Here is a 14,413-nt window from a genome sequence, read left to right as displayed (position 1 = left end):
TCATTTCGCCGCCCAGCCGCCGTCGACATATAGGTGGCTGCCGGTGGTGAACGAGGAATCGTCACTGGCCAGGAACAGGGCGGCGCGTGCCACTTCTTCCGGACGCCCCATGCGTCCCATGGCGTGGCGTGCCATCCAGCGCCGGCCGGTTTCTTCAGGATCTTCGTAACGCTGCAGGGACTTGCGCACCATGGCGGTGTCGGTGACCCCCGGCATCAGGGCATTGACGCGTATGCCCTGGTGCGCATGGTCCACGGCCATGGTCTTGGCCAAGGTGGCCAGCGCGCCCTTGGAGGCGATGTAGGCGGCATTGTTGCCGCCGCTGGACGCCACGAGTTGCGAACCGAGCAGGATCACCGATCCGCCGCCGCGGGCGATCATCGATGGCAGCACCGCGTGCAGCCACAGATAGGTGCCTTTCACATTGATATCGAACACGCGGTCCCACAGCGCTTCGTCTATGGTGTCCACGGTGCCGCCGACGGAGACGCCGGAGCAGGGCATGATGACATCCACGCCGCCCCAGGCGCCGATGATGTCGTCGGCGCAGCGCTGCACCTGGGCGTGCTGGGTGACATCGCAGACGCCCGTGCGGCACAGGCCGCCGGCGGCTTCGATGTCGGCGGCGACCTGGCGCAGCCCCGGTTCGTCGATGTCGATCAGGGCGACACGGGCGCCCTGCCGGGCGAACAGCAGGGCGGTGGCGGCGCCTATACCCGATGCCGCGCCGGTGACGACAGCGACTTTGTCGCGCAGTTTTTGTTCATGCATGGTCAGGGTTCCAAAGTCGTTATCCGAGGGAGGCGTTCAGGGAGGCGCGGCATGAAGGGCCGAGGGTCCAAGGACGGAGGGCGCCAGGGATCCACGGCTCACAGCCCGAGATACGCGCTGCGTATCTTCGGACTGGCGCGCAAGGTCTCCGAGTCCCCGTCGTCCACATTGCGCCCCATTTCCAGGATCACGCCCCGGTGAGCGATGCTTAGCGCCCAGGTGGCGTTCTGCTCGGCCAGCATGATCGCCAGCCCTTCGGCCTGCTGGATCTCCTGCAGGATCTCGCCGATACGATCGACGATGATGGGCGCCAGCCCCAGGGACGGCTCATCGAGCAGGAACAGCTTGGGGAAGGACATCAGCGCGCGGCCGATCGCCAGCATCTGCTGTTCGCCGCCGCTGAGACTGCCGGCGTCCTGCCGATGGCGTTCCTTCAACCGGGGAAAGTAGGTGAACATCTGTTCGATGCGCGCCTGCACCTGGTCCTTGGAGCGGCTGTAGCCGCCCACCCGCAGGTTCTCCACCACGCTGAGCTGGGCAAACACGCGCCGTCCTTCCGGCGAAAAGCCGACGCCCGCCCGCAGGATGTCGTGCGGCGCCAGTCCACGCAGGTCGCGGTCCTGCAGGCGGATGCTGCCGCTGTGCCAGCGCACCAGTCCCAGGATGGCCTTCAGCGTGCTGCTCTTGCCGGCGCCGTTGGCGCCGATGAGGGCCACCGTCTGGCCGGGCTCGACGTCCAGGGACACGCTTTGCGTTCCCTGGATTTGTCCATAACGGACGTTCAGGTCACTGACGCTTAGCAGTGGCATACGCCTTCCCCAGATAGGCTTCGATGACTTGCGGATTGGCCAGCACCTCGTCGGGCGTGCCTTCCGCGATCTTGCTGCCCTGCGCCGAGACGAACAGCCGGTCGCACAGGCCCTTGATGAAGCGCATGTTGTGGTCGATGACCATGACCGATATGCCGCGCTCCCGCACGCGCAGTATGGTGTCGCGCACGTGATCGGTTTCTTCCGCGCTGAGGCCGGCCACCGGCTCGTCGAGCAGTATCAGCCGGGGCTTGGCGGCCAGGGCGATGACGATGCCCAGGGTCTTCTGATGGCCGTAAGGCAGGGCGTTCGCCTTCGCGTCGGCCAGGTGCTCCAGCCCCAGCCACTCCAGCAGTTCGGCGGCCCGGTCGCGCGCCGCCCTGTGCATGGCGCGGGCGTGCGGGGTGCCGAAGAAGGCCGCCAGGTGGCCCGGATAGCATTGCAGGAAGGTGCCCCGTTCGGCGTTCTCCCGCACGGTGCATTCGCGGTAGACCGCCGTCGCCTGGAATGTACGCACGAGCCCCCGGCTGGCCCGCCGGTGCGCCGGCTGGTTCGTGATGTCGGCGCCGGCGAAGCGTATGGTCCCGGTGCTCGGACGTATCATGCCGCTCACCAGGTTGACCACCGTCGTCTTGCCGGCGCCGTTGGGACCGATCAGGCCGACGATCTCGCCTTCATCGATCTGGAAGCTCAGGTCGTTGACGGCCACCAGGCCACCGAAGCGGCGTGTCAATCCGGAAACTTCGAGTAGCTGGCTCATGCCTGGCCTCCCCGGGTTTTGCGCAGGACCAGGGAGCGGGCCAGTTGCCAGATTCCGACCACCCCGCCGGGCAGGACCGCCATCACCACGATAAGGATGATGCCGAAGATGATCTGCTGCAGTTCGACGTAGCCACGCAGCAATTCCGGCAGCGCCACCATGAAGATGGTGCCCAGCAGCGGGCCGATGAGGTAATACATGCCGCCCAGCACGTTCATCACCACCATGCTCAGGGATACGTCCATGTTGAAGGCGGCGGGTTCGATGGCATGGATCATCTGGGCTTGCAACGCGCCCTGGATGCCGACCAGCGCGCAGGCGATGACGAACATGAGCACCTTGATGCGGATGACGGGCACGCCCGAGCTCTCCGCGATGCGGTCGGCTTCGCGGATGGCATCGATCTGGCGGCCGATGTCCGAACACAGGATGCGCCAGACGATGGCGATGCACAGGACCGACGCCGCCAGGCAGAAGTAGTAGAACGCCACCGGCGAGGCGAAGAACTTCATGCCTGGCGGGATCTGGTCGATGCCGTTGGCGCCGCCGGTCACGGACTGCCATTCGGTGAAGACGAGGCGGACCACTTCTCCCAGCAGGAAGGTGACGAGGACAAAGTATTTGCCGGTCAGGCGCAGGATGATGGGCCCGATCAGCAGCGCCAGCAGGCCGGAAGCCAGGCAACCGGCGACGAGCGCCAGCGGGAAGGACCAACCCAGCCGGACTTGCAGCAGGACGCTGGTGTAGGCCGCCACGCCCATGAACGCGCCATGGGCCAGCGAGATGTGGCCCGTGCGGATGATCAGGTTCAGGGTGACGGCGCCGATGGCGCCCAGTGCCACCATGATGCCCAGGTTGATGTAGAAAGTGTTCGGGCTCAACAGGGGCCAGGCCACGGCGGCCAGCAGGGCGATGGCGGCCGCCACCACGCGCCTGGTGCGGGTCCGCGTCGAACGCGCGTGGTCGGCGGGCGCCTGGGCCCGGCCGACCGCGACGGATGCATGTGTTTGGACTGTCATTCAGGTTTCCCCAGCAGGCCCCAGGGCCGCAAGACCAGCAGCGCGATCACCACGCCAAACGAGACGAAGGAGGAGATCGACGCGCCGTAGAACGTCGAGAGAAAGCTCTCGGTAAAGCCCAGCAGCAGGCCGCCCAGCGCGGCGCCGGGCACGCTGCCCATGCCGCCCAGGATGACCACGATGAACGCCACCATCAGCGGGCGATCGCCCATGAAGGGCGACAAGGCGTAGCTCTGGGCGTACAGGCCGCCTGCCAGCGCGGTCATGAAGATGGCGATGAAAAAGGCCAGCATGTAGATGCCGCGGGTATTGATGCCTTGCGTGGCGGCGATCTCCGGATCCATGGCGGCCGCGCGCATCGCCAGCCCTTGCCGGGTACGCGTCACGAACAGCCAGAACAGCGCCAGGACCACCCCGGCGATGCAAATGATGATCAGTCTGTCGGCGGGTATCGAAATACCCAGGGTGTCGATCATCCGGTCCGATACCGACGGCAGGGACCGTTCGTTGACGTCCCACACCAGGACCGCGGCATACACCAGCGCCAGGTTGAGTCCCAGCAGCGCGATCATGCTCTGGAACATCTTGTGGTAGAACCAGCGGAACACCAGCCGCTCCAGGATCAGCGCCAGGGCCGCCACCAGCACCGCGCCGCCCAGGATGGCGATGGGGTAGGGCAGTTGATAGACACCGTAGAGGTAGTAGAGCGCGTATCCACCCAGCATGGCGAAGGCGCCGTGCGCGAAGTTGACGACGCGCATGATGCCGAACAGCAAGGTGAATCCGAGGGCGACCAATATGTAGATCGCACTCAGGCTCAGGCCGTTCAACACGACCTGGCTGAGTATGGGTAGCGTGAACATAGGTGATGCTCCGGGTAGGTCGGACGCCTGGGCGGCCCCGCGGGATGCCGTCCCCGCCGCCGGGCGGCGGGGGGAGGAGCGCTAGCGCGGGCCGCGCTCGCGGCTGGCGTGGCTTAGTGCTTGACCGGATCCAGCGCCTGGATCACCGTTTGCTTGCCGCCCTGGACTTTCACCATCCAGAACTTCATCAGCAATTGATGGTCGACGCCGTAGTCACCCATGCCGCCCCAACGCACGGGGCCGTACAGGCCGGCGTCGTAGCCTTCGAGCTTCTCCAGCGAATCACGCACCGCGTTGGCGTCGGTCACGGTGCCGGCACGGCGCATGGCTTCCATCAATATCTTCGCGGCGTTGTTCCACATGGGGGCTTGCGCATTGATGACCCCGTCGCCGAACTCCTTGCGGTAGCCATCCACGAACTTCTTCGCTTCGGGCGAGGAAAAGTCGAAGACGTTCAATGAGATGAAGCCCTCGGCCATGGGGCCGGCGATTTCTATCATCTCGTCCACCGCCGGTCCGCCGATCTGCCAGATCGGTTTCTTGAAGCCGCTCTGGCGGGCTTGCTTGAGCAGCAGCGCGCCTTCGCCGGGCGCATTGCTGTTGAGGTCCAGGGCGTCGACATTCTGCGCCATCATGCGCGCCATCAAGGGCGTGAATTCCTTGGTGCCGCGATCGTACAGTTCGGTCCAGACCGAAAAACCATTGGCCTTGTAATAAGCCTCGAGCTGGGGAATGATCGCCTGGCCCACCGCATCGTTGGGGGCGATCAGCGCCACTTTCTTGACCTGCGGGAAGTTGTCGTGGAACCACTTCACCATGGGCGGACCGAATTCCACGGTGCTGTTGACGACGCGGAAGTTGTATGGCGATTTCGCGTCATTCTTCAAGATCTGCGGCGCGAATCCATTGGACAGGAGCACCGTCTTGGCCGGCGTGGTGGCGGCGACGGTGGCCAGTACCGACGGCGAGCCTATCGGACCGATGATGAACTTGACGTTGTCGGCGTTGATCAGGCGGTCGGCGGCGGCACGGCCTCCCGCGGCGGTGTATTTGTCGTCGTACATGACCAGCTTGGGCATGTAGACCTTGTCGCCGACCTTGAGCCCGCCGGCGGCCTTGACTTCATCGAAGGCCATCTGCACGCCGCGTTGCAGTGCCAGACCCCATGCAGTGCCGCCGCCCGACAGGGGGCCGATGGCGCCGATCTTCAACTCTTCCTGCGCGTGGCTGGCACCGGCGGTCAACATGGCCGCGGCAAAGGCCAGCACTTTGATGGACTTCATCATGTTTTTCCCTTGAACGAATCGGTTATTGATGGTGCAGCTTGTTATAGGGTGCTCGTGGATCAGGTGCTTCAAACCCCGCGTCAGGCTTACGCCGCGCGCGGGTAGGACATCGGTGGATGGCTGGCGCCCCATCCGGAGTGCTTTTCGAAGCCCGCGCCGGCGCGCAGCAGCGTGTTGTCGCCGTGGCAACGGCCGACAAACTGCACCGACAGCGGCAGGCCCGTGCTGGACAGGCCGCACATCAAGGCCAGCGCGGGGTGGCCGGTCAGGTTGAATGGCGAGCGGGCATGGCGGCCGTAGGTGCGGGCGAATTCGATTTCGTCGGCGATTTCGGACGCGGGCTCGAAGGAGTTCGCGACGATCAGCACATCGACCTGTTCCAGGGCGCCGTCGACGGCTTCGATCAACTGCTTGCGCCAGCGCTCGGCCTGGACGTAGTCGCCGGCACCCAGAAAGGCGCCCACGATGAGCTTGCGGCGCGCGATATGGGAATAGTCGCCGGGCCGGCTGCGTAGCCAGTTCGCATGCACGGCCCAGGATTCCGCGTGGAAGATGACACGTTGCGTCATCGTGAAGCGCGACAGCGGCGGCAGCCTGATGTCCACCACTTCGGCACCACCCTCCCGCAGCACGGCGCCGCAACGGTCGATGGCCTGGATGATCTCGTCGCTGGCGCGCGCGTCCTCTTCATGGAAATGGCGCACGATGCCGAAGCGCAAGCCTGCCAGGCCCTGGCTCAGCCCGGCAAGATGGTCCGGCGCCGCCGCGCGCGCGCTGGCGGGGTCGGCGGGATCGTGGCCGGCCAGGACATTCATCGCCAGCGCCAGGTCTTCCACCGACCGCGTGATGGGGCCGACATGGTCCAGCGTAAACGACAGGGGGAACACCCCATGGCGGGAGACCGCGCCATAGGTCGGCTTCAGGCCGGCCACGCCGCAGTGCCCCGCCGGATTGCGGATGGAGCCGCCGGTGTCGGTGCCCAGCGCCAAGGGGACGAAGCCGGCGGCCACGGCCGCGCCGGAGCCCGATGAGGACCCGCCGGTCTGGTGGCGCGGATCCCACGGGTTACGCGCCGGCGGATAGGCCGCGTCGTTGCTCGGGCCGCCGATGGCGAATTCATGCAGGGCCAGCTTGCCCAGCAGGATCGCGCCGGCCTCGCGCAGTCGCGCCACCACGGTCGCGTCTTGCCGCGCCACCTGGTTCAGCATCAGGCGTGAATGGCAGCTGGTGACTTGGCCGGCGATGTCGATCAAGTCCTTGATGCCCACGGGCACGCCGTGCAGCGGCGAGCGCCAGATGCCGCGCGCCATTTCCTCGCCGGCGGCACGCGCCTGGGCTCGTGCCTGCTCGGCATCGACGGAAACGAAGGCGTTGATGTTGCGATCGTGGTGGGCGATGCGCTGCAGCAATTTATCGACGACGATTGCCGGCGTCAGGGTACCGGCGCGGTAGGCGCGCGCCAGGTCGGCGGCGGTCATCCAGTGGATGTCGGTCATGCCGGGCTCCGGGTCTGCATGGGGGGCCAGGGTTCCGCCGTGACATCGTCCAACGTGAACAGCGCGTTGCGCAGCTGCTTCGCCGATTCGACGGCCGCGAGCATGTCCTGGCGGTACTTGGCGGCGATCTCGTGCAGGCCCGCATCCTCCGCCATCAGGGTAAACAGCAGGTCGATCGGTGGGTCCGCGTCCTGGAGCGTCATCATAGGCATCCGTTGAATATGATGGGCTCTAGTTTGCGCATGCAAGGCGCCAATGACTATTGGATAATCTGCAAGGATTATCAGTAAAAAACTAAGGGCTCGCCTAGGGTTTACGCGCAGAGTCTGTACGCAACCAGGAGGCTCGCTCAGGGTTTATCCGCAGAGCCTTCATCAAGGTGGAATGTTCGATGAATATCAAGTACCGCCAGTTGCAGGCGTTCGTCCTGGCCGCGCGTTTGGGCTCATTCGCGAAGGCGGCCGCGGAGCTGCATATCACCCAATCCTCATTCTCCGTGTTGATACGCCAACTGGAGGAGGACGTCGGCATTGCGCTGTTCGAGCGCACGACACGAAGCTGCCGGCTGACCTCGCCGGGCCAAGGTTTTTACCGGGACGTCACGCCGATACTGAAGGATCTGAAGGAAGCCTACGGGCGCATATCGGATGTCGGGTCCGGCGTGGCGGGGCAACTGCAACTGTCGGCCTTGCCCTCGCTGGCCTTCGGCTTGTTGACGGAGGTGCTGGCCAACTTCCGCGCGCGCTATCCCGGCATGCGGGTGCTGATGCGCGAGGAATTGAATGTCGCGGTGATCGATGCGGTCAAACGCGGCGAGGTGGAGTTGGGCGTGGGGTCGGAATTGAATGGGGACGCCGAGTTGGAGTTCACGCCCTTGTTCCGCGATCACCTGGTCGTGGTGGCGCCGGTGGGGCACGAAATCCTGGCCGAGCCGCTTACCTGGCGGCGCCTGGAGTCGTATCCGCTGATCATGCTGGCGCTGGGCTCGGCGGATCGTGCGTTGCGGCTGAATCGGCCGGAGCTGGTGCCGACCATCGAGGTGGCGTATATGGGAACGGCTGTCAGCATGGTGCGCAGCGGGCTGGGGCTGACCATCATCCCCAGCAGCGGGTTGAAGGGTGTGAACATGAGCGACCTGCGCTCCGTGGCGCTGCCGGGGCGGGCGTGCCGGCGTACCATCGGCGTGCTGTATCGCAAGCGGGCCACGCTAAGCCCGATGGCGACGGCGTTCATTGAACTGCTGTCGCAGGCTGCGCCCCTGGACAGGGGTATACGGCGGCTGGCGGCCTGAGTGCACCGACGGCGCCACCCAGGGCCAGGGCGTCCGCGGCCCCTATTCATTGGTCATCGGCCGTTGGTCATTGATCACGCCCGCCGCACATGGCTGCCCGCTCGGCGATTTGCAGGAGCGCTTCATCCTGGCCGTAGCGGCCTATCAGTTGTACCCCCAGCGGCAGACCGCCAGATCCCCGGGTGACGGGCAGGGCGATGGTTGGCAGATGCAATAACGTCCACAGCGCGCCATACCGCGGCGAACCGGAATTGTTGTGACCGGCTTCCGCTTCGCCGTCCGTGGCCAGATAGACCAGGGCATCGATATCTTCGAACAGTTCTTCGGCCCTTGCGCGGCCCGCTGCCGCGCGTTGCTGCATGGCCAGGTACGTGGGCAGGTCGATGGCCTCGCCGCCCCGCATCCGTTCGGTCAGGCGCGGGCTGAGCCGCGCCTTGTCCGTCAGGCGCTCGTGGGCCAGGGCCTGGCGTGCGTCGTAGGCAACGAGGCGCCCCTGGTCTTCGATCAAGCCTTCATGGCCGGCCGTCAACGTCCGCTGGCTGACGGTGAAGCCGGCCCGGCCCAGGCGGGCAACCCAATCGTCCAGCGCGGCGATGGCTTGCGCGCTGGCATGGCGCCATTGGGACGACAGGCAGACCGCCAGACGGTAGCGGCGATCCGCCGCGGCGGGGCGGAAACGCCGGCCATGTATACCCAGGACCGTCGCTGCCGCATCGCTTACATCCCGCGCAAGAATGCCTACCGTGTCCTGCAAAGGGCTGAGCAGGCCGATGCCCGCGGTCGATACCAGGCCGAAGCTGGGCTTATAGCCGACCACGCCGCAGTAGATCGCCGGGCGGGTGATCGATCCCGTCGTCTGCGTGCCCCATGCCACCAGCGCCATGCCATCGGCGACAGCAGCGGCAGAGCCGCTGGAAGAACCGCCCGGCGTATGCGCGAGGTTCAAGGGATTGCGCGTCGGTCCGGGCGTCTGCGTGGCGAACTCGCTGGTGACCACCTTGCCCATCATCACGCCACCCTGTTCGCGCGCCAGCGCAATGCAAGCGGCGTCCCGTCCCGTCTGATACCCCGCGTAGATGGGCGATCCGTAGGTGGTGGGATAGTCCGCGCTATGGATCACGTCCTTGGCGGCAAACGGAATGCCGGCGAGCAAGCCGCGCCGGACGCCGGCATCCACATCGTCGGCCTGCCTGCGTATGCGTTGTGCATCGTAGGCGCAGAACGCGTGGACTTCAGCGTTGCGGGCTTGCAGCCGCGCCAGGCAATGTTCCGCCAGGTCGCGGGCGCGCAGGGCGCCTGTTTCCATCAGGGACAAAGCCTGCGCGATCCCGGGCAAGGTACTCGATCGTTCCATGGCCGTTTACTCGATACGGATGTTGGCGTCTTTGATCACCTTCGCCCATTTGTCGTGTTCGGCCTGTACGAATTTGGCGAAATCCGCCTGGCTGCCGGTATTCGGTTCGGCGCCCTGGCGGCGGATCTGCTCGGCAACCGCGGGAGAGGCCAGCACTTGCGCCGTCTCGTCGTGCAGGCGAGCCACGATGGCAGCGGGAACCTTGGCCGGCGCGAACAGCGCAAACCAGCCGTCCACGGAATAGCCGGGCAGGCCGGCTTCAGCGATGGTGGGAACCTTGGGCAACAAGGGCGAGCGCTGGGTGGAGGTGACGCCAAGGGCGACCAGCTTGCCGGCCTGGATATGCGGCAGGCACACGGGCAGGTTGCAGAACATCACCTGCACGCGGTTGCTCATCAAGTCCGGCAAGGGCTCGGCGCCGCCTTTGTAGGGAATGTGCACCATGTCGGTCTTGGACATGGACTTGAACAGCTCGGCCGACAGATGCTGGCTGCCACCCGCGCCGCCCGATGCATAGCTGTAGTTGTTGGCCTTGAGTTCTTCGATCAGGCCCTTGACGTCGCGCGCCTTGACCTGCGGATTGACCACCAGCACGTTGGTCACCGAGGCGACGTTGGCAACGGGTACGAAGGCCTTCATCGGATCGAACTTCAGGTTCGGGTACAGGCTGGGATTGATGGCATTGGTGCTGGCCGCGCCCATCAGCAGCGTGTAGCCGTCGGGCGCGCTTTCGGCGACGAACCCGGCGCCGATATTGCCGCCGGCGCCGGCCTTGTTCTCAACGATGATGGATTGCCCCCACTTCTCGGAGAGCGCCGACGCCAGGACTCGCGCCAGTTGGTCCGTGACGCTGCCCGGGCCGAACGGCACGATCAGGCGGATGGGCTTGGTGGGGTACTGGGCTTGCGCGGCATCTGCGGCTTGTGCGGGCGCCGTGGTGGCCAGCGTCAGCGCGCCAGCCATCGCCAGGCCGGCGGCCAGGACTGCCTTGCGGCGTGTTTGCATGAACATAGGTGTTCCCCTTGAGCTATGTGTTCTACCCGCGGCGTCGATCGCCCGGGTGTGAATTCATAGTACGGAGCGCCTATTTATATGGCTAATATAAAATTCATAGCGGATTGATACGATAATCGACCTGATAGGTCAGATCTGTTGTTCAGGCATGTCGCCGGAGACGCTCCTTGGCCCTTTTTTCCCGTCAACTCATCGCTTTCATGGCCGTGGCCGAAGAACTGCATTTCGGGCGTGCCGCGCAGAAGCTGCATATGAGCCAGCCTCCCTTGAGCCAGCAGGTGCGGCTGTTCGAGGAAAGGGTAGGGGTGCCGCTGATCGAGCGCTCCACCCGCACGGTGCGCCTGACCGCCGCCGGGGCTGCCTTGCGGGACGCCTTGAAGCGCCTGATGGACGATGGCGACGCGGCTTTGACCGCAGCCCGGCGCGTGGCGGTGGGAGAAGCAGGTTCGCTGCGCATCGGGTTTACGCCCACCGGCGCCTACCGGTTGGTGCCTGATGCCGTGGGCATGTATCGGCAGGATCACCCTGGCGTGCATCTGGCCATGATCGAGGGAGATACCGCGTCATTGCTGGACCTGCTGCGCAGCGACCGGCTCGATATCGCCGTCACCCGTTGGCATGACACGATCGATGCCGATGAGCTGCGCATGGATGCCGTCGATACCGAGCCCCTGGTCGTTGCCGTGCCTGGCAACCATGCGCTGGCCGGGCGCGATCATGTGGATATCGCGGAATTGGCCGGCTTGCCATTGATCGGTTTCGTGCGCGCCAGGTCAGAGTATTTCCATGCGCTGCTGCATCAGCTGTTCAGCGATAACGGCGTGATGCCGAACATCGTCATGGAAAGCCTGCTGCCTACCTTGCTGACGCCGGTAGCGGCGGGGGTGGGCGTCGCCGTGGTTCCTGCGTCAATCAGCGAATTGCGTCCGAACGGCGTGCGGTATCTGCCCTTGCGGGCCAGGGTCCTGCCCCGTTCGACGCTTTACGTGGCCTATCGGGCGAATGGCCTCAACCCGGCCGTGCCGGATTTGAAGCGGGCGTTGATGGCCGTTGGCGTGGTTTGATCCTGGCTCGCCTGGACGGCCATCCCTTCAGTCATCAGCCCCTTATCGCACCGGCCAGCCGTACATCAGGCCGCCATCCTTGTAGGACGCGTTCAAGCCACGGGGCAGCTTCAACGCGCTGCCTTGGCCCACGTTGTTCTCGAAGCTTTCGCCGTAGTTGCCGATGGTCTTGATGATGTTGTAGGCCCACTTGTCGTCGATGCCCAGGTTCTTGCCCATGCCGGGCGTTACGCCCAGCAGGCGCTGCACGTTGGGATTGGTGCTCTTGAGCATTTCATCGACGTTTTTGGAGGTCACGCCGTATTCCTCGGCTTCCAGCATGGCGAACATGGTCCAGCGGACCAGGTTGAACCATTGCTCGTCACCCTGGCGCACCATCGGTCCCAGCGGTTCCTTGGAGAAGTTTTCCGGCAGGATGTCGTAGTTTTCCGGGTTCTGCAGGGTGCTGCGGGCACCGGCCAGTTGCGACTTGTCGCCGGTGAAGGCATCGCAGCGGCCGACGACGAACGTGCGGATGACCTCGTCCATGGTGTCGACCACGACCGGCTTGAGCGTGATCTTCTGCGAACGGAACCAGTCCGCCAGGTTCAACTCGGTGGTGGTGCCGGGCTGTACGCAGATTGTGGCGCCGTCCAGCTCCTTGGCGCTTTTCACGCCCAGGGACTTGTTCACCATGATGCCTTGGCTGTCGTAGTAGTTGACGCCGACGCCGATCAGGCCCAGGGTGGTATCGCGCGCCAGGGTCAGGGTGGTGTTGCGGGGCAGCACATCCACTTCGCCGGACTGCAGGGCGGTGAAGCGCTGCAACGCGCTGACCACCGTGATCTTGGCCTTGCTGGCGTCGTTGAAAATGGCGACAGCGAGGGCGCGGCACAGGTCCACGTCCAGACCCTTGAAGCTTCCCTTGCCGTCGGCGATCGAGAAGCCGGCCACGCCCGTTGAAACACCGCATTGCACAAAGCCCTTGGCCTTGACTGCATCGAAGGTCACGCCGGCATGGGCGGCCAGGGAGGAGAGGGACAGGGTGGCAGCCACCGCAAGTAACTTCAGTCTCGTCATTTTTTATCGCGCGACCCCGCGCATTTTGGTATTGGGGATCGCAGCGTAACAAATTTCCGGACGGACTATGAGCGGGCAGGACATGGCTGGCCGGCTTTTTGTCCACGCCGGCTTGCCGCTACCGAATCTACTCCTTCAATTCCTCCGGATCCAGGCGCGCCACGCCTTGGCGATGCGTCAGTACGGTGATGCCCCACATCACGACGCCCAGCGCCAGCAGCCAGCCGGCGACCTGATACTGGATGACGTCGCGGCCGGTGACGGGCAGCACCAGGAACAGGCAGGCCGCGGCGCCGAGCCAGGGCATCAGCGTGGCGATGCGGAAATGTTCATGCTGGACGTGGTCGCGCCGCAGTACCAGTACCGCCACGTTGACGAAGGTGAATACGCCCAGCAACAGCAATGACGTGGTGCCGCCCAAGGCGCGGATGGCCTCGGAGCTGCTGCTGGCGACCAGGACGATCAGTCCCAGGCCCAGCGCGGTGGTGAACAGGATGGCGACCCACGGCGTCTGCGTGCGCTTGTGCACGGCGGCCAGGAAGGCCGGCAGCACGCCCTGGCGCGACATGCCGTACAGCAGCCGGCTCGCCATCATCATATTGATCAACGCCGAGTTCGCCACCGCGAACATCGAGATGACCGGCATGATCTTGTCCATCGGCAGGTTTGGGGCGGCCCGCTGCACCACCAGAACCAGTGGCGTCGAACTCTTGGCCAGCTCGCCGACCGGGATCAATGCGACCGCGCAGATCGACACCAGCACATAGATGACGGCGGTGATACCCAGTCCGGTCAGCATCACTTTGGGGAAGATGCGGTTCGGCTCGTGCGTTTCCTCGGCCATATTGACGGAGTCCTCGAAGCCCACCATGGCGAAGAAGGCCAGGCCGGTGGCCGTGGTCACGGCCAGGAACACGCTCTTGTCCTGCGGCGTCTCGAAGGCGATGACGCGCGAGAAGTCTGCCTGGCCGCCGGCCATCGCCCAGAAACCCAGCACGATCACCAGCAGCAGGCCGCTCAATTCGACCAGGGTCAACACCACGTTTGCCTTTACGCTCTCGGAGGCGCCGCGGAAGTTGACGAGCATCACCAGCAACATGAAGCCCAGCGCGCCCAGCGTCACGACCGTGGCGTCGGGTTCCATGCCCAAGGCCACGAACAGGTTGGCGGAGAAGGCGCGCGAGGCCGTGGCGGCCGAGGTCAGGCCGGAACACATCACTGTGAAGCAGACGATGAACGTCAAGAAGTGCACGCCGAAAGCCTTGTGCACGTACAAGGCGGCGCCGGCTGCTTTCGGATATTTGGTCACCAGTTCCAGATAGGAGAAGGCGGTCAGCAGCGCCACGACAAAGGCAATCAGGAAAGGCAGCCAGGCCGCGCCGCCAACTTCCCCGGCGACTTGGCCGGTAAGCGCGTAGACACCCGTGCCCAGGATGTCGCCCACGATGAACAGCAATAAGAGTTTGGGCCCCATCACGCGTTTGAGGGGCGTGCCCGTGCCAGCCGTGCTATCGGTGCTCATTATTGTCTCCTCTTCCCGGATACAGTGAGATTGACACGAGCCTGAACATTGCGATGCTTTCGACTTGTTTCCGCTCGTCAGTCGTTATTGCGACCGAGCTTCGGC

General features: G+C 64.9%; 14 protein-coding genes. 2 read left to right on the top strand and 12 right to left on the bottom strand.

Features of this window, described 5'->3' with window-relative positions; all coding sequences use genetic code 11:
* From CEY05_RS07645 to CEY05_RS07610, 8 genes are all read right to left on the bottom strand, one after another.
* The gene (locus CEY05_RS07645; protein WP_088597910.1) at positions 1–771 is read right to left on the bottom strand and encodes an SDR family NAD(P)-dependent oxidoreductase; all 771 of its coding nucleotides are present in this window, start codon (positions 769–771) and stop codon (positions 1–3) included.
* A gap of 98 nt (positions 772–869) precedes the next feature.
* Positions 870–1,580: an ABC transporter ATP-binding protein gene (locus CEY05_RS07640; protein ID WP_198952718.1), complete on the bottom strand. Its 711-nt coding sequence runs from the start codon at positions 1,578–1,580 to the stop codon at positions 870–872.
* A complete protein-coding gene (locus CEY05_RS07635; RefSeq protein ID WP_088597909.1) occupies positions 1,558–2,340 on the bottom strand; it encodes an ABC transporter ATP-binding protein in 783 nt (260 codons plus the stop codon). The genes CEY05_RS07640 and CEY05_RS07635 overlap by 23 nt, the downstream gene beginning before the upstream one ends.
* Positions 2,337–3,359: a branched-chain amino acid ABC transporter permease gene (locus CEY05_RS07630; protein ID WP_088597908.1), complete on the bottom strand. Its 1,023-nt coding sequence runs from the start codon at positions 3,357–3,359 to the stop codon at positions 2,337–2,339. Before CEY05_RS07630 ends, CEY05_RS07635 begins: the two co-directional genes overlap by 4 nt.
* On the bottom strand, positions 3,356–4,222 hold the full coding sequence (locus tag CEY05_RS07625; RefSeq protein ID WP_088597907.1) for a branched-chain amino acid ABC transporter permease: 867 nt from the start codon (positions 4,220–4,222) through the stop codon (positions 3,356–3,358). Before CEY05_RS07625 ends, CEY05_RS07630 begins: the two co-directional genes overlap by 4 nt.
* A 113-nt stretch (positions 4,223–4,335) precedes the next feature.
* Positions 4,336–5,508 (bottom strand): ABC transporter substrate-binding protein, encoded by a 1,173-nt coding sequence (locus CEY05_RS07620; protein ID WP_158219273.1) that lies wholly within the window; start codon positions 5,506–5,508, stop codon positions 4,336–4,338.
* Positions 5,509–5,594: 86 nt separating this feature from the next.
* On the bottom strand, positions 5,595–7,004 hold the full coding sequence (locus CEY05_RS07615) for an amidase (RefSeq protein WP_088597905.1): 1,410 nt from the start codon (positions 7,002–7,004) through the stop codon (positions 5,595–5,597).
* Positions 7,001–7,210, bottom strand: coding sequence for a hypothetical protein (locus CEY05_RS07610; protein ID WP_088597904.1), 210 nt, complete (start codon positions 7,208–7,210; stop codon positions 7,001–7,003). Before CEY05_RS07610 ends, CEY05_RS07615 begins: the two co-directional genes overlap by 4 nt.
* A 185-nt stretch (positions 7,211–7,395) precedes the next feature.
* Between CEY05_RS07610 and CEY05_RS07605 the strand changes: the two genes are divergently transcribed.
* Positions 7,396–8,295, top strand: a complete 900-nt coding sequence (locus tag CEY05_RS07605) for a LysR family transcriptional regulator (RefSeq protein WP_088597903.1) — start codon at positions 7,396–7,398, stop codon at positions 8,293–8,295.
* A gap of 67 nt (positions 8,296–8,362) precedes the next feature.
* Here CEY05_RS07605 and CEY05_RS07600 read toward each other — a convergent pair whose 3' ends face one another.
* Both CEY05_RS07600 and CEY05_RS07595 read right to left on the bottom strand, forming a co-directional pair.
* Entirely contained in the window at positions 8,363–9,649 is a 1,287-nt protein-coding gene (locus CEY05_RS07600) for an amidase (RefSeq protein WP_088597902.1), read from the bottom strand.
* A 6-nt stretch (positions 9,650–9,655) separates the two neighbouring features.
* Positions 9,656–10,660, bottom strand: a complete 1,005-nt coding sequence (locus tag CEY05_RS07595; protein ID WP_198952717.1) for a tripartite tricarboxylate transporter substrate binding protein — start codon at positions 10,658–10,660, stop codon at positions 9,656–9,658.
* A 170-nt stretch (positions 10,661–10,830) separates the two neighbouring features.
* Here CEY05_RS07595 and CEY05_RS07590 point away from each other — a divergent pair, with 170 nt between their 5' ends.
* The gene (locus tag CEY05_RS07590; protein ID WP_088597901.1) at positions 10,831–11,727 is read left to right on the top strand and encodes a LysR substrate-binding domain-containing protein; all 897 of its coding nucleotides are present in this window, start codon (positions 10,831–10,833) and stop codon (positions 11,725–11,727) included.
* Positions 11,728–11,769: 42 nt separating this feature from the next.
* Here the strand turns inward: CEY05_RS07590 and CEY05_RS07585 are convergent, their stop codons facing one another.
* Complete coding sequence (locus CEY05_RS07585) at positions 11,770–12,786, bottom strand: amino acid ABC transporter substrate-binding protein (RefSeq protein ID WP_088597900.1); 1,017 nt, start codon at positions 12,784–12,786, stop codon at positions 11,770–11,772.
* 127 nt (positions 12,787–12,913) lie between these two features.
* Positions 12,914–14,308 (bottom strand): APC family permease, encoded by a 1,395-nt coding sequence (locus tag CEY05_RS07580; RefSeq protein WP_088597899.1) that lies wholly within the window; start codon positions 14,306–14,308, stop codon positions 12,914–12,916.
* Positions 14,309–14,413: the final 105 nt, after the last annotated feature.

The sequence above is a fragment of the Achromobacter sp. HZ34 genome (assembly GCF_002209485.1).
Lineage (GTDB): Bacteria > Pseudomonadota > Gammaproteobacteria > Burkholderiales > Burkholderiaceae_B > Bordetella_C.
Note: the sequence above shows the minus strand (reverse complement) of the source record. Positions and strands in the feature narration are given on the sequence as shown.